We start from the raw sequence: 14,942 nt of genomic DNA on the forward strand, positions 1-14,942 counted from the left end.
TCAATGTCTCGAGATGTTTGTTAAAGGCGAACGCCTGCGCGCACGGGCTCTTGCGAGGGTGCGACGCACTTGAAATTGAAAGAGATGCCCGGTGCGAGTGCGCTAATTCTCGACCCACAGGGCCTGGCCGCTTTTCCAGTCGCGACTGGAAAGCTGATAAGGCACGACGGCCCCATGGTCATTGATGCTCTTGAAGCTCAGTCGCGCCTGCTGCTCCGTCACGGGAGCGGGTAGTTCGAACACCTGCGCCTGTCCGGGAGCCAGCATCGCGTTCTTGCGGTGCAGCAGGCGGGCCGTGGCGCCGAACAGTTCGATATCCACCAGGCTGACATGGAACGGTCCGGGATTGCTCACCGCCAGCGTGCCGTCGGGCTTCAGGCGCCAGCGCAATTGCCGGGGCGCCTGCTCCGGATCGGCCATCAGCTGGCGGGGGCGATAGAGCACCTTGATCCGCTGGCGAATGCCGATCTGCAGCACATTCTCCTGCTCGCTTGCCTGCGGTATTTCCTGGACATTCAACCAGAACAGCGATTCACGGTCGGTGGGCATCTCGACGCCCGAATGGATGACCCGCACCGTTTGCCGCCCGCCTCCGGACAGCGGCACCAGGGGGGGGACAACGGCAAAGGGCAACTCTCCCGCCGCGGGATCCTCGGCCTCCAGCCAGGACTGCAACAGGATCGTCGAGCGGTTCTTGTTCAAGACACTGAGCACGGCTTCCTTGTGCTGCGCCGGGTACACCAGCCGCGTGGCATTAAGCACGATCCCGGCCTGCGCATGGACTCCTGTCCACACGACCAGGGCCATGCCGATCATCGACGTCATCAACTTGCACATGTTGCGACCCATCTATAGCCAATAAAAAAACGGAGCTTTGCAGCTCCGTTCGAGACAACCACTCAGTTGTAGGTCAGTACGAAGGGCACTGTACCGGTGGCCGCACCTGGCACCGTCGCCACGCCGTTCTTCACGAACACCGCCCGCAGGGACAGGGTGCCGCTGGAACCGCTGCCGCTGGGCTGGAGAATGCCGTCGATGGTGTCGGTGGGGTCCTGGATATTCAGGAAGTTATCGTTGTCCCGGCGTATCAGGCCGATGCCCACGCCCTTGGCCGCACCGGCCGTGGTCAGCAGGTAAGGATCGTTCTGATCGACCTGGGCCGGACGGAATGACATGTGCACGCTGTTTTCCGCCGCCGGTTGCAGGCAGGTCACCAACAGATCGATGTCCTTGGCCGTGCCCAGGCGGGATTCGGTACGGTTGCCGATATCGGCGAAGGAAACACGCCCGAGGTCGACCGGAATGTTGTCAGCGGACCCGCCGCCGGACGACACATCGCAACTGGTATTGGTCAGTGCACCGGTAAAGTTCAGCGTGCCACCGTTGGCGGCGAGGGCGGAGCCAGTCACGCCCAGGGCGGCACCCAATAAAGCCAACGTCAGGGAAATCTTTTTCATGCGAACACAATCCTTCGAGTTAATCGTTTGTACCCATCACTTGGGTGGCGGCCAATATAGTCGTCGATCGTGAATCGAACTATCAGACCCAGCCTGATTCAGGGTGCCGATTTAACGCGAAAACAGGACATCTGCCTCTGTCAGAGAAACATGTCATTCGACGGACACAGAAAAATGACCCGGAGAGTGTTTAAGATTAAAAACAGAAAGATGAAAATCGTCGAGTTTAAACACTCGCAAGCCAAATCCCTGAAACTTTCCAGGGAAATTTTAATTATATCGATCAAACAGTTGCTTGTACTGATCGCCAGCACCGGGGCGCAGAGTCAACTTGACGCCGGATATTTCAGGGGACGCCGCCCGACTCTATACAGTCCAGGCAGCGCTTATGCTTCGCCACACGTACAGTTCTACAGGTACGTGATCACCACAATTCCCTTGGGCGAGACTGTGGTGATGCTGGAAGCCCCGTTCGACAAGGGTTGGTAACTTGCATTGAAGGGCCGGGCGCCACCGCTGCAGGCATTGTCAGCGGTGTCGACCGACACCACGACACCCGGCGCTACCTGGATATGTTGTGAAGCACCACGGGCATTTGCCGAACCCGCGGACGACACTTCGCATGCGGCCTCGACGATCTGCCCGGTAAAACGAATCTGCCCGCTGTTGGGCGTGGCCGCCTGTACAGTGGAACAAACTCCCATCAACAACAAGACACCCAACACCGATAGTGTGTATTTCATATCAAGTACTCCCAAACCAGGGGAACCCCTTATCAAGTAAAGCCCACTTACAAGCATTCCACTGAAAAACGGGGAATATCCGTAGGAATTTTTATATTCGATTAAACACGCCACTACCCTGATAGCACTTCTGCGCAAAGCACATATCTTTGAAAAACAAGCCATTGAACAAACAGTGGTACTTAACCGGGTTATCGTCCCTTATGGCGGTTCCTTTAATGGCCGCCCCGCCCTTTCGTTTCTGGCCTCGCCCCGGCCCTGGCTGACAGCCCTGTCAGTTAGCTGTCACCGTGCTGACCGGGTCGCGGGGTTATAAAGAGGCTACTGTTCTGCCAGCATTCACCTTCCCATTCCTTGTCCCGGCGTTTTGACAGCATGCACATCCAGAAAAAAACCGTGTTGGGCCTTGTCGTGATCCTGGTGGTGGCCGCCGGGGCGACCTGGGCGCTGACCCGTCCCGCCCATACCAAGCAGGCCGGCAACGTGGCGATACCGGTCAAGGTGGTCAACGTCGCGCAACGGGATGTGCCGCGCTACGCCAGCGGTATCGGTACGGTGCTGTCGCTGCACAGCGTGGTGATCCGGCCACAGATCGACGGCATCCTGACCCGGCTGCTGGTCAAGGAAGGCCAACTGGTCAAGGAAGGTGACCTGCTGGCGACCCTCGACGATCGTTCGATCCAGGCCAGCCTGTCCCAGGCCAGGGCCCAACTGGCGCAGAGCCAGGCGCAGTTGCAGGTGGCGGAAATCGACCTCAAGCGCTATAAGCTGCTGACCGTCGACAACGGTATTTCAAAACAGACCTACGATCAGCAACAGGCGCTGGTCAATCAGCTCAGGGCCACCGCCCAGGGCAACCAGGCGGCGATTGCCGCCGCCCAGGTGCAACTCTCGTACACCCAGATCCATTCGCCGGTCACCGGCCGGGTCGGTATCCGTGCCGTGGACGAAGGCAACTTCCTGCGCATGAGCGATGCCCAGGGCCTGTTCTCCGTGACCCAGATCGACCCGATCGCCGTGGAGTTCTCCCTCCCCCAGCAGATGCTGCCGACCCTGCAAGGGCTGCTCGGTGCCGCCAAACCGGCCACGGTGGATGCCTACCTGGGTGACGACGGACATACCGGCACCCTGCTCGGCGCCGGTCACCTGACGCTGATCGACAACCAGGTCGCGGCCACCACCGGCACGATCAAGGCCAAGGCCGAATTCAGCAACCCGACCCAGAAGCTCTGGCCGGGCCAACTGGTGAATATCAAGATCCAGACCGCCCTCGACCAGGACGCCCTGGTCGTGCCGCCGTCGGTGGTGCAACGCGGGCTGGACGGTTACTTCGTCTATCGGGTCAAGGACAAGGGCGTGGAAATCGTCCCGGTGCAAATGCCCTACCAGGACAGCGACCTGAACATCATCACGGGCGTGCGGGCCGGCGATGTATTGGTCAGCGATGGCCAGTCGCGACTCAAGCCCAGCTCGCAGGTCGAAATACTCGGCGAACCCAAGCTGGCTGAACAGGCCGTGGCGGTGGAGCCCAAGCCATGATCAAGGAAAGTCGTGGTGTCTCCGCCTGGTGCATCGATCACCCGGTGGCGACCATCCTGCTCACCTTCGCCCTGGTCCTGCTCGGGCTGATCGCCTTCCCGCGCCTGCCCCTGGCGCCCTTGCCGGAAGCTGAATTCCCGACCATCCAGGTCTCCGCCCAACTGCCCGGTGCCAGCCCGCAAACCATGGCGTCCTCGGTGGCGACACCGCTGGAAGTGCAGTTCAGTGCCATCCCCGGCATGACCCAGATGACCTCCAGCAGTGCCCTGGGCTCGACCACGCTGACGCTGCAGTTCACCCTCAGCAAGAGCATCGATACCGCCGCCCAGGAAGTCCAGGCGGCGATCAACACCGCCTCGGGCAAGCTGCCCAAGGACATGCCGACGCTGCCGACCTGGCGCAAGGTCAACCCGGCCGACAGCCCGGTGCTGATCCTCAGCATCAGCTCGAGCCGGATGCCCGGCACCGAACTGAGCGACTACGCCGAAACCCTGCTGGCACGCCAGCTCAGCCAGATCGACGGCGTCGGCCAGATCAACATCACCGGCCAGCAGCGCCCGGCGATTCGCGTCCAGGCCTCGGCCGACAAGCTGGCGGCCATCGGCCTGACCCTGGCGGACATCCGCCTGGCGATCCAGCAGACCAGCCTCAACCTGGCCAAGGGCGCGCTCTACGGCAAATCGAGCATTTCCACCCTGTCGACCAACGACCAGCTGTTCCAGCCGGAGGAGTACGGCCAGCTGATCGTCTCCTACAAGAACGGCGCGCCCGTCCAGCTCAAGGACGTCGCCCGGGTGATCCGAGGTTCCGAGGACGCCTATGTGCAAGCCTGGTCCGGCGACGAGCCGGGCGTGAACCTGGTGATTTCCCGTCAGCCGGGGGCCAACATCGTCGAGACCGTAGACCGCATCCAGGCCGCCCTGCCGGGCCTGGAAGCCATGCTCCCGGCCTCGGTGCAGGTCAAGGTGCTGATCGACCGCACCCAGACCATCCGCGCCTCGCTGCATGAAGTGGAAATGACCCTTCTGATCGCCATCCTGCTGGTGGTGGCGGTGATGGCGCTGTTCCTGCGCCAGCTGTCGGCGACCCTGATCGTCTCCGCCGTGCTCGGCGTCTCGCTGGTGGCCAGCTTCGCCCTGATGTACGTGATGGGCTTCAGCCTGAACAACCTGACCCTGGTGGCGATCGTCATCGCCGTGGGCTTCGTGGTGGACGACGCCATCGTCGTCGTGGAAAACATCCACCGGCACCTCGAGGCCGGCGACGGCATGCGCGAGGCGGCGATCAAGGGCGCCGGCGAGATCGGCTTTACCGTGGTGTCCATCAGCTTCTCGCTGATCGCCGCGTTCATTCCGCTGCTGTTCATGGGCGGCGTGGTCGGCCGGCTGTTCAAGGAATTCGCCCTGACCGCCACCTCGACCATCCTGATTTCGGTGGTGGTTTCGCTGACCCTGGCCCCCACCCTAGCCGCGCTGTTCATGCGTGCCCCGGTGCATCACGAACATTCGAAAGCGACCTTCGGCGAACGCCTGCTGGCCGTCTACGAGCGCAACCTGCGCCGCGCCCTGGCACGCCAGAAAACCATGTTCGGGCTGTTCTGCGTGACCCTGTGCCTGGCCATCGCCGGTTATGTGTTCATTCCCAAGGGCTTCTTCCCGGTCCAGGACACCGGCTTCGTCCTCGGCACCACCGAGGCCGCCGCCGATGTGTCCTTCACCGATATGGTCGCCAAGCACAAGGCGCTCGCCGAGATCGTCGCGGCCGACCCGGCGGTGCAGGCGTTCTCCCATTCGGTGGGCGTCTCGGGCAGCAACCAGACCATCGCCAACGGCCGTTTCTGGATCGCCCTCAAGCCACAGGACCAGCGGGACGTGTCCGCCAGTGCCTTTATCGATCGCATCCGTCCGCAACTGATGAAGATCCCCGGCATCGTCCTCTACCTGCGGGCGGGCCAGGACATCAACCTCAGTTCCGGGCCGAGCCGGGCCCAGTACCAGTACGTGCTCAAGAGCAACGACGGTGACACGCTCAACACCTGGACCCAGCGCCTGACCGAGAAACTGCGGGCCAATCCGGCGTTTCGCGACCTGTCCAACGACCTGCAGCTGGGCGGCAGCATCACCCACATCAACATCGACCGCAGCGCCGCCGCGCGTTTCGGCCTGACCGCCAGCGATGTCGACGAAGCCCTCTACGACGCCTTCGGCCAGCGCCAGATCAACGAGTACCAGACCGAGACCAACCAGTACAACGTGATCCTCGAACTGGACGCCGCCCAGCGCGGCAAGGCCGAAAGCCTGAACTACTTCTACCTGCGCTCGCCCCTGACCGGCGAAATGGTCCCGCTGTCGGCCCTGGCGCGCTTCGACGTCCCCACCAGCGGCCCGCTGTCCATCGCCCATGACGGTATGTTCCCGGCCGCCAACCTGTCGTTCAACCTGTCACCCGGCGTGGCCCTGGGCGACGCGGTGCTGATGCTCAACCAGGCGAAGAACGAAATCGGCATGCCGGCGTCCATCAGCGGCAGTTTCCAGGGCGCGGCCCAGGCCTTCCAGAGTTCCCTGGCCAGCCAGCCGTGGCTGATCCTCGCCGCGCTGGTGGCGGTCTACATCATCCTCGGGGTGCTCTACGAGAGCTTCGTGCACCCGCTGACGATCATCTCCACCCTGCCGTCCGCCGGCCTCGGTGCACTGATCATGCTGTGGCTGCTGGGCCAGGACTTCTCGATCATGGCGCTGATCGGCCTGGTGCTGCTGATCGGTATCGTGAAGAAGAACGGCATCCTGATGATCGACTTCGCCCTGGAAGCCCAGCGTGGCGGGCTCACACCGGAGGAAGCGATCTACAAGGCCTGTATCACCCGGTTCCGCCCGATCATCATGACCACCCTGGCCGCCCTGCTCGGCGCCCTGCCGCTGATGCTCGGCCACGGCACCGGCGCCGAGTTGCGCCAGCCCCTGGGTATCGCCGTGGTCGGCGGCCTGCTGGTGAGCCAGGCGCTGACGCTGTTCACCACACCCGTCATATACTTGTGGCTCGAGCGGCTATTCCATCGGCCCCAACCGGCAAGCGTGCCGGCGATCACTCATTGAGGCTGGTTCATGCGTGTCCTGATTATCGAAGATGAAGAGAAGACCGCCGACTACCTGCATCGTGGCCTGACGGAACAGGGTTACACCGTCGACCTCGCGCGCGACGGTGTCGGTGGGCTGCACCTGGCGCTGGAAAGCGACTACGCGGTGATTATCCTCGACGTGATGTTGCCGGAGCTGGACGGCTTCGGTGTGCTCAAGGCGCTGCGGGCGCGCAAGCAGACGCCGGTGATCATGCTCACCGCCCGCGAGCGCGTCGAGGATCGCATCCGCGGCCTGCGCGACGGCGCCGACGACTACCTGGGCAAGCCCTTTTCCTTTCTCGAACTGGTAGCGCGCCTGCAGGCGCTGACCCGACGCAGCGGCGGCGGCCACGAGCCGGTACAGATCAGCGTCGCCGACCTGTGGGTCGACCTGATCAGCCGCAAGGCCAGCCGTGCCGGCACCCGCCTGGACCTGACCGCCAAGGAGTTCTCGCTGCTCAGCGTGCTGGCCCGGCGCCAGGGCGAAATCCTGTCGAAGACGGCGATTGCCGAGATGGTCTGGGACATCAACTTCGACAGCGACGCGAATGTCGTCGAGGTGGCGATCAAGCGCCTGCGCGCCAAGCTCGATGGGCCGTTCGAACAGAAACTGCTGCACACCATCCGCGGCATGGGCTATGTGCTGGAGAGCCGTGGTGTCGAGTAACTCCATCGCCCTGCGCCTGAGCGGGATGTTCAGCCTGGTGGCGATGCTGGTGTTCCTGCTGATCGGCGGGGCCCTGTACCAGCAGGTCGACAAGGGCCTCGGCCTGCTGCCCGAGGCCGAACTGGATGCGCGCTACAGCGTGCTCGAGTCCTCGCTCAATCGCTTCGGCACCCCGGACCACTGGGTGAAGATCAACGCCAAGCTCAAGCAACTGGGCGAGGAAGACAAGCGCATCCGCTTCTGGGTGGTCAGCAGCGATCCCAACTATGAGTACGGCAACCCCGACGCGCAGATCCGCGCCTTCGCCGCCGGCCCCAAGGGCATGCGCGACCTGCGCCTGCCGGGACACGCCTATCCGTTCAAGGTCCTGCTCAACACCATGCCGGCCAAGGACCAGCGGCCGCCGCTGCAGTTCCTGATCGCCATCGATACCGAGACGTTCTGGCAGACCCAGCATCAGTTGCTGATCGCCCTGATCAGCCTGGCCATCGTCGGCGTGCTGCTGGCTTCGGCCCTGGGCTACTGGGTCGCACGAATCGGCCTCAAGCCGCTGATCAAGCTGTCCCAGGAAGCCCGCAAACTGGCGCCGCCGCGGCTGACCGGACGCCTGCAACTGTCGCCGCTGCCGCCGGAACTGAGCCAGTTCGTCAACTCCTTCAACTCGACCCTGGAACGGGTGGAGCAGGCCTATTCGCGGCTGGAGTCGTTCAATGCCGATGTGGCCCACGAACTGCGCTCGCCACTGACCAACCTGATCGGCCAGACCCAGGTGGCCCTGACCCGCGGGCGTTCCGCCGAGCATTATTTCGAGGTGCTGCAATCGAACCTCGAAGAGCTGGAGCGCCTGCGTTCGATCATCAACGACATGCTCTTCCTCGCCAGCGCCGACCAGGGCAGCAAGGCCACCAAGCTGATCAGCACCTCGCTGGCGGCGGAGGTCGCAACGACCCTGGACTACCTGGATTTCATTCTCGAGGACGCTCAGGTACGGGTCGAAGTCAGCGGCGATGCCCAGGTGCGGATCGAGATCGCCCACCTGCGCCGGGCCCTGATCAACCTGCTGAGCAACGCAGTGCAACACACCGCGCCCGGCCAGGCGATCACCGTGCGCATCGAGCAGGAGGGCGGACGGGTGGCGATCGCCGTATCCAACCCCGGGGAAACCATCGCCAGCGAACACCTCTCGCGCCTCTTCGAACGCTTCTATCGCGTCGACGCCTCGCGCAGCAACAGCGGCGCCAACCACGGCCTGGGCCTGGCCATCGTCAAGGCAATCGCACTGATGCATGGCGGCGACGTGTTCGTGCGCAGCGGCGACGGCAGCAATACCTTCGGTATCTACCTGCCGGCCTGAGCGATGCTCCCCGAAAATCCCGAGGGCCGGCCCCCAGCCCCCTGAAACTGGCCTTTTTCTTGCCTGGGATCTGTATATGCGTCAATAAACCTCGCAATCGAGAACGCCACCATCAATCACCGCCCGGCAAAACCCTCCAACCCGCAGATGTTGCTGATACTGGGTAGCACGCTGACGGTCATTGCCATGACGGCTATCGTCACCTACCTGCTGGTACGGGAACGCGCCGATGCCGCTCAGGCCGCCGCCCGGGCGGCGAGCAATATCGTGCAACTGATCGATGCCGATGTGCTGCGCAACGTGGAACTCTACGACCAGGCGGTCCAGGGCCTGATCGCGGCTTCGCAACGCCCGGACCTGGTGGGGATCCCCCCCGAGGTCCGCCATCTCGCGCTTTTCGACCGGGCCTCGAGCGCCTCCCACAGAGGAGATGTCCTGCTGCTCGATCGCCAGGGCGATGTCATTGCCGACTCGCTATCGGTCACGCCGAGGGTCGCCAATTTCTCCGACCGTGAGTACTTCCAGATTCACAAGGACAATCCGGACCCGAAACTGACGATCACCGGCCCCTTCAAGGCCCGTCGAGCACCGCATTTCTGGCTCCTGGGTTTCAGCCGCCGGCTCTCCACGCCAGACGGGGAATTTCTCGGCGTTGCCACTGCCGCGTTGCGCCTCAGTTATTTCGACGAGTTGTTCAAGTCGCTGGACATCGACAAGGGTAGTTCAGTCAACCTGATCAGCGCGCAAGGTATTCTCCTCGCCCAGCAGCCACACATGGGCGAAGATCTGATCGGCAAGGACTTCAGCAAACGCCCCAACTTTCTCCGTATCATGAAAGAGGGCGAAGGCAGTTTTACCGGCATATCCAGCCTTGATGGTACCGAGCGGCTCTATACCTTTGCCAAAGTGGGCAAGTTGCCGCTGATCGTGGTCGTCGCGCTTTCCACCGATGGTGTCTACGCTGCCTGGAGACACACCGCCTCCCTGACCGGCCTCGCCACAGGCACTCTCTGTTTCATCCTGCTCTGGCTGACATGGCTGCTGTCACGGGAGTTGCGCCTGCGCCGACGCGCCGAAAAGGCACTCGCCAAACTGGCGACGACCGACCCGTTGACCGGCCTGGCCAATCGTCGGGCGCTGGATGATGCGCTGCTACGTGAATGGGCCAGGGCGCGACGCTCGGGTAAACCGTTGTCGCTGCTGATGATCGATGCCGACCATTTCAAGGCCTTCAACGATCGCCACGGTCATCCGGTCGGTGATGAAGCGCTGAAACGCCTGGCGAGGGTGATCAGCGACAGCATTCGCCGTCCTGGCGACATCGCGGCACGTTATGGCGGCGAAGAGTTTTCCGTGATCCTGCCTGAAACCGACGCGCAAGGTGCCTTGAGCCAGGCGCAAAAGATCAGGACAGCCATGGCCGCGCTCCCCCCCTTCGGGGACGACAGCCAGACAATCACCGTCAGCATTGGCGTCAGCACCACTTCCCAGCCTTGCGAAGGCAGCGTGGAACAGCTGCTGCACACAGCCGATCGGGCGTTGTACCAGGCCAAGCACGATGGGCGCGACCGGGCGTTGCATATCCCTGTCGGCGGCTAAAAAAAAACCGCCCGAAGGCGGCTTTTAAAAACAACAAAAGGAGAGAGTCGTTACACGGCCGCAACAGGACGCATGTAAGAGATCGGCGCGGTGCTGGCGTCTTCGAAGGTCACGACTTCCCAGGCATCGGTCTGCTCAATCAACTTGCGCAGGAGCTGGTTGTTCAGTGCATGGCCCGACTTGAAGCCCTTGAACTCACCAATCAGGCTATTGCCCAGCAGGTAGAGGTCACCAATGGCGTCCAGGATCTTGTGCTTCACGAATTCGTCTTCATAACGAAGGCCGTCTTCGTTCAGAACACCGTCTGCATCGACCACGATGGCGTTTTCCACGCTACCGCCGAGTGCGAGGTTGTGCTTGCGCAGGTACTCGATATCACTCATGAAACCAAAGGTCCGGGCGCGGCTGACTTCTTTTACGAACGAAGTGCTGGAAAAATCCACGCTGGCACTCTGGGTGCGGTCACGGAACACCGGGTGATCGAAATCGATCTCGAAGCTCACCTTGAAACCTTCGAAAGGCACGAAAGTGGCGCGCTTGTCGCCGTCTTCCACTGTGACTTCACGCAGGATGCGGATGAACTTCTTGGCTGCGTCCTGTTCTTCCAGGCCGGCAGATTGAATCAGGAATACGAAGGGTCCGGCGCTACCATCCATGATCGGGACTTCGGACGCGGAGAGCTCGACGTAGGCGTTATCGATGCCCAGGCCGGCCATGGCCGAGAGCAGGTGCTCCACCGTGTCCACCTTGACGTCACCATTGACCAACGTGGTCGACATGGTGGTTTCGCCAACGTTTTCCGCGCGCGCAGGAATCTGTACCACAGGGTCGAGGTCGGCGCGGCAAAACACGATGCCGGTGTCCACAGGCGCTGGCTTGAGGGTCAGGTAGACCTTCTCGCCGGAGTGCAGGCCGACACCTGTAGCACGGATAATATTTTTCAGGGTGCGTTGTTTAATCATGGCATGGGCCGCTTCAGCGCAAATTGCGAACAGGTATCAACAAAGGCTGGCGATGATAGCAGACCAGGCCTTTGCTGAACACCAATCACCCTAATACTCCTGATACATTCCATCAATCGGCCTGGCGACGCAGGAAAGCCGGGATATCCAGATAGTCCAGGTCGTCTTGCGGGTTCATCTTCGCGGCAGTCGCAGCACCGGCCTGGGCCTGGTTGCGCATGACGGTCGGACGGTCCAGGTCACGGTAGTTCACCGACGGCAGTTCCTGACGGGCAGGTGCTGGTGCGGCGGCGGACTGGGTGGTCTGCAGGGTATTGTCGATCACCTTGACCGGCTTCTCGATTTTCGCGCCCAGGCCGGTGGCGACCACGGTCACGTGCAGCTCGTCGCGCATGTCCGGATCGATAACGGTACCGACCTTGACCATCGCATGCTCGGAAGCGAAGGCTTCGATGATGCTACCCACGTCGGAGTACTCACCCAGGGACAGGTCAGGACCGGCGGTGATATTCACCAGGATGCCACGTGCGCCTTGCAGGTTCACGTCTTCGAGCAACGGGTTGCGGATCGCCGCCTCGGTGGCTTCGCGAGCACGGTTCGGACCGCTGGCGCAGCCGGTGCCCATCATCGCCATGCCCATTTCGCTCATCACGGTACGGACGTCGGCGAAGTCGACGTTGATCATGCCCGGACGCTTGATGATGTCGGAGATACCGCGAACGGCACCGGCCAGTACATCGTCGGCCTTGGCGAATGCCGACAGCAGGCTCGCGTCCTTGCCCAGGATGGTCAGCAGCTTCTCGTTGGGAATGGTGATCAACGAGTCGACGCTTTCACTCAGCGCGCGGATGCCTTCATCGGCGATCTGCATGCGCTTGCGGCCTTCGAACGGGAACGGACGGGTCACCACCGCAACGGTGAGGATGCCCATTTCCTTGGCCACTTCGGCGATGATCGGGGCTGCACCGGTACCGGTACCGCCACCCATGCCGGTGGTGATGAAGACCATGTTGGTGCCTTGCAGCACTTCAGCGATACGCTCGCGGTCTTCCAGGGCGGCCTGACGACCGACTTCCGGGTTGGCGCCAGCGCCAAGGCCCTTGGTCACGCCGGTGCCCAGTTGCAGGATGGTCCGCGCGCCGATGTTCTTCAGCGCCTGGGCATCGGTGTTGGCGCAGATGAACTCGACGCCTTCAATGTTGCTCTTGACCATATGGTTGACAGCGTTGCCGCCGCCACCGCCGACGCCGATAACCTTGATTACCGGACTTTGTGGGACGTTGTCTACGAGTTCGAACATGTTCCCTCTCCTTTCATTCTCTAGTTTTTTCGCCTACTTCTACTGCTTTGAAACTTTAAAAGTTGCCCTGGACCCAGCGCTTCAAACGCTCCAGCACAGGTGCTTTCTGTTCTTCATCGCGATAGTCGTTTCTGTTGCCGCCGTTGTAGCCGGACAGGGAAATGCCGTCCGACTGCTTTTGCAGCCCGTACAGCAACAGCCCCACCCCAGTTGAATAGATCGGGTTGCGGACCACGTCCGACAGCCCCTTGACCGTGTGCGGCACGCCCAGGCGCACCGGCATGTGGAAGATTTCCTCGGCCAGCTCGACCGCGCCTTCCATCTTCGAGGTGCCACCGGTCAGCACGATGCCGGCCGGGATCAGGTCTTCGTAGCCGCTGCGGCGCAGCTCGGCCTGGATCAGCGTGAACAGTTCGTCGTAGCGCGGCTCGACCACCTCGGCCAAGGCCTGGCGGGACAACTCGCGCGGTGGACGATCGCCGACGCTCGGGACCTTGATGGTTTCACCGGCACCGGCCAGCTTGGCCAGGGCGCAGGCGTAGCGGATCTTGATCTCTTCGGCGTACTGGGTCGGGGTACGCAGCGCCATGGCGATGTCGTTGGTCACCTGGTCGCCGGCAATCGGGATCACCGCGGTGTGGCGGATCGCGCCTTCGGTGAAGATCGCGATGTCGGTGGTACCGCCGCCGATGTCCACCAGGCAGACGCCCAGCTCTTTCTCGTCGTCGGTCAGCACCGAGTAGGCGGAGGCCAGTTGCTCGAGGATGATGTCGTCGATTTCGAGGCCGCAGCGGCGCACGCACTTCTCGATGTTCTGGGCCGCGTTCACCGCGCAGGTGACCACGTGGACCTTGGCTTCGAGGCGCACGCCGGACATGCCCAGGGGCTCGCGCACGCCTTCCTGGTTGTCGATCACGTAGTCCTGCGGCAGGGTGTGCAGGACCCGCTGGTCAGCCGGGATCGCCACGGCCTGGGCCGCGTCGAGGACGCGCTCGAGATCCGCCGAACTGACTTCGCGATCACGGATCGCGACGATGCCGTGGGAATTCAGGCTGCGGATGTGATTGCCCGCCACGCCGACGAATGCCGAGTGGATCCGGCAACCGGCCATCAGTTGCGCTTCTTCTACCGCGCGCTGGATCGACTGCACGGTGGACTCGATATTCACCACCACGCCCTTCTTCAGGCCACGCGAAGGATGAGTACCGATACCGACGATTTCCAGCGTGCCATCGGCCGCGACCTCGCCCACCAGCGCCACCACCTTGGAGGTGCCGATATCCAGTCCGACGATCATTTTGCCGCTTTGCACGTTTGCCATGGTCCTGCCTCTTCTTAATTCTTCGCAACGGCGGGTTTGGCCGTCACGGGCGCCACAGGTTCCCGCCATCCGACGGCCAGGCCGTTGGAGTAACGCAGATCGATGCTGGCAATGTTCGTAATCTGTTCTTTCAACGTTTTTTCATAAATGGCAATGAAACGGCGCATCTTCTCGACCAGATGGTCGCGGCCCAACAACAACTGGATACCCGGCCCCGCGCTTCCTGCACCGGTGGTCAGGAACCAGCTGCCCCGCTCACGCAGTTCCAGCCGGGCGATGGAGAAGCCCAGCGGGCGCAACATCTGACTCAGGACCTGGTACTGCTGCATCACCTGCTGCTGAGCCCGCTGCGGGCCGAACAGCTGCGGCAGATGTTCGTAGTTCGCCAGTTCTCGTGGCGCGAACGCCTGGCCCTGGTTGTTCAACAACGCCTCGTCGCCCCAGCGGGCGACCGGCAATTGCTCTTCCAGGCGGATCACCACCTGGTCCGGCCACACACGCCGGACCTCGGCGTGGGCGATCCACGGCATGGTTTCCAGCTCGGCGCGCATGCTCGCCAGGTCGATGGTGAAGAAGCTCGCCGCGACGTACGGAGCGATCCGCTGCTGTACCGCCTGCTGGCTGATGTAGCTGAGGTCGCCCTGGACGTTGATCTTGCTGATCGGCCGATCCGCATAGGGCAACAGGCGCTGGGCGCCTTCGTAGGTGCCGAAGCCCAGGGCCACCAGCAACACCGGCCACATCAGGCGCTTCAGGAAGCCGAAATTGGCTTTTGGCAGGCGCACTGACATCGGCTCTTTAGCCACCATTCGGCTGGCACCCCGCGGCACCGGCTTGTTACGGCCGGAAGCGGGTGGCTGATGACGAATCTGCGCGCCGTGCATG

General features: G+C 62.4%; 12 protein-coding genes. 5 read left to right on the top strand and 7 right to left on the bottom strand.

Annotated elements, in window-relative coordinates; translation table 11 throughout:
• Positions 1-102: 102 nt before the first annotated feature.
• The 3 genes from KI243_RS27190 to KI243_RS27200 form a co-directional block, all read right to left on the bottom strand.
• The gene (locus KI243_RS27190; RefSeq protein WP_063824039.1) at positions 103-837 is read right to left on the bottom strand and encodes a molecular chaperone; all 735 of its coding nucleotides are present in this window, start codon (positions 835-837) and stop codon (positions 103-105) included.
• Positions 838-899: 62 nt separating this feature from the next.
• Positions 900-1,457: a fimbrial protein gene (locus tag KI243_RS27195; protein WP_017123620.1), complete on the bottom strand. Its 558-nt coding sequence runs from the start codon at positions 1,455-1,457 to the stop codon at positions 900-902.
• Positions 1,458-1,867: 410 nt separating this feature from the next.
• Positions 1,868-2,200 (bottom strand): type 1 fimbrial protein, encoded by a 333-nt coding sequence (locus KI243_RS27200; protein ID WP_212810102.1) that lies wholly within the window; start codon positions 2,198-2,200, stop codon positions 1,868-1,870.
• Positions 2,201-2,575: 375 nt separating this feature from the next.
• Between KI243_RS27200 and KI243_RS27205 the strand changes: the two genes are divergently transcribed.
• From KI243_RS27205 to KI243_RS27225, 5 genes are all read left to right on the top strand, one after another.
• Positions 2,576-3,739 carry an efflux RND transporter periplasmic adaptor subunit gene (locus tag KI243_RS27205; protein WP_212810103.1) on the top strand — a complete coding sequence of 388 codons (1,164 nt, stop codon included), beginning with the start codon at positions 2,576-2,578 and terminating at the stop codon, positions 3,737-3,739.
• Positions 3,736-6,831, top strand: coding sequence for a multidrug efflux RND transporter permease subunit (locus KI243_RS27210; RefSeq protein ID WP_177117750.1), 3,096 nt, complete (start codon positions 3,736-3,738; stop codon positions 6,829-6,831). The genes KI243_RS27205 and KI243_RS27210 overlap by 4 nt, the downstream gene beginning before the upstream one ends.
• Before the next feature lie 9 nt (positions 6,832-6,840).
• Positions 6,841-7,521 (top strand): heavy metal response regulator transcription factor, encoded by a 681-nt coding sequence (locus KI243_RS27215; protein WP_017123616.1) that lies wholly within the window; start codon positions 6,841-6,843, stop codon positions 7,519-7,521.
• Positions 7,511-8,875: a heavy metal sensor histidine kinase gene (locus KI243_RS27220; protein WP_212810104.1), complete on the top strand. Its 1,365-nt coding sequence runs from the start codon at positions 7,511-7,513 to the stop codon at positions 8,873-8,875. The genes KI243_RS27215 and KI243_RS27220 overlap by 11 nt, the downstream gene beginning before the upstream one ends.
• 186 nt (positions 8,876-9,061) lie before the next feature.
• Positions 9,062-10,474 carry a diguanylate cyclase gene (locus KI243_RS27225; RefSeq protein WP_244861780.1) on the top strand — a complete coding sequence of 471 codons (1,413 nt, stop codon included), beginning with the start codon at positions 9,062-9,064 and terminating at the stop codon, positions 10,472-10,474.
• Positions 10,475-10,524: 50 nt separating this feature from the next.
• On the opposite strand, the gene lpxC is transcribed toward KI243_RS27225, so the two are convergent.
• The 4 genes from lpxC to KI243_RS27245 form a co-directional block, all read right to left on the bottom strand.
• Positions 10,525-11,436, bottom strand: a complete 912-nt coding sequence (gene lpxC / locus KI243_RS27230) for a UDP-3-O-acyl-N-acetylglucosamine deacetylase (protein WP_007939852.1) — start codon at positions 11,434-11,436, stop codon at positions 10,525-10,527.
• 112 nt (positions 11,437-11,548) lie between these two features.
• Positions 11,549-12,736: a cell division protein FtsZ gene (gene ftsZ / locus KI243_RS27235; RefSeq protein WP_017123613.1), complete on the bottom strand. Its 1,188-nt coding sequence runs from the start codon at positions 12,734-12,736 to the stop codon at positions 11,549-11,551.
• A gap of 55 nt (positions 12,737-12,791) precedes the next feature.
• Entirely contained in the window at positions 12,792-14,057 is a 1,266-nt protein-coding gene (gene ftsA / locus KI243_RS27240; RefSeq protein ID WP_017123612.1) for a cell division protein FtsA, read from the bottom strand.
• Between the two features lie 14 nt (positions 14,058-14,071).
• Complete coding sequence (locus tag KI243_RS27245; protein ID WP_042934305.1) at positions 14,072-14,941, bottom strand: cell division protein FtsQ/DivIB; 870 nt, start codon at positions 14,939-14,941, stop codon at positions 14,072-14,074.
• Position 14,942: the final 1 nt, after the last annotated feature.

The organism is Pseudomonas sp. Ost2, from assembly GCF_018326065.1.
In the GTDB taxonomy this organism is placed as follows: domain Bacteria; phylum Pseudomonadota; class Gammaproteobacteria; order Pseudomonadales; family Pseudomonadaceae; genus Aquipseudomonas; species Aquipseudomonas gingeri.

Coding starts and splice junctions, on each gene's coding strand:
- KI243_RS27190 (WP_063824039.1), bottom strand. CDS start 837: ATGTGCAAGTTGATGACGTCGATGATCGGCATGGCCCTGGTCGTGTGG.
- KI243_RS27195 (WP_017123620.1), bottom strand. CDS start 1,457: ATGAAAAAGATTTCCCTGACGTTGGCTTTATTGGGTGCCGCCCTGGGC.
- KI243_RS27200 (WP_212810102.1), bottom strand. CDS start 2,200: ATGAAATACACACTATCGGTGTTGGGTGTCTTGTTGTTGATGGGAGTT.
- KI243_RS27205 (WP_212810103.1), top strand. CDS start 2,576: ATGCACATCCAGAAAAAAACCGTGTTGGGCCTTGTCGTGATCCTGGTG.
- KI243_RS27210 (WP_177117750.1), top strand. CDS start 3,736: ATGATCAAGGAAAGTCGTGGTGTCTCCGCCTGGTGCATCGATCACCCG.
- KI243_RS27215 (WP_017123616.1), top strand. CDS start 6,841: ATGCGTGTCCTGATTATCGAAGATGAAGAGAAGACCGCCGACTACCTG.
- KI243_RS27225 (WP_244861780.1), top strand. CDS start 9,062: ATGACGGCTATCGTCACCTACCTGCTGGTACGGGAACGCGCCGATGCC.
- lpxC (WP_007939852.1), bottom strand. CDS start 11,436: ATGATTAAACAACGCACCCTGAAAAATATTATCCGTGCTACAGGTGTC.
- ftsZ (WP_017123613.1), bottom strand. CDS start 12,736: ATGTTCGAACTCGTAGACAACGTCCCACAAAGTCCGGTAATCAAGGTT.
- ftsA (WP_017123612.1), bottom strand. CDS start 14,057: ATGGCAAACGTGCAAAGCGGCAAAATGATCGTCGGACTGGATATCGGC.
- KI243_RS27245 (WP_042934305.1), bottom strand. CDS start 14,941: ATGCACGGCGCGCAGATTCGTCATCAGCCACCCGCTTCCGGCCGTAAC.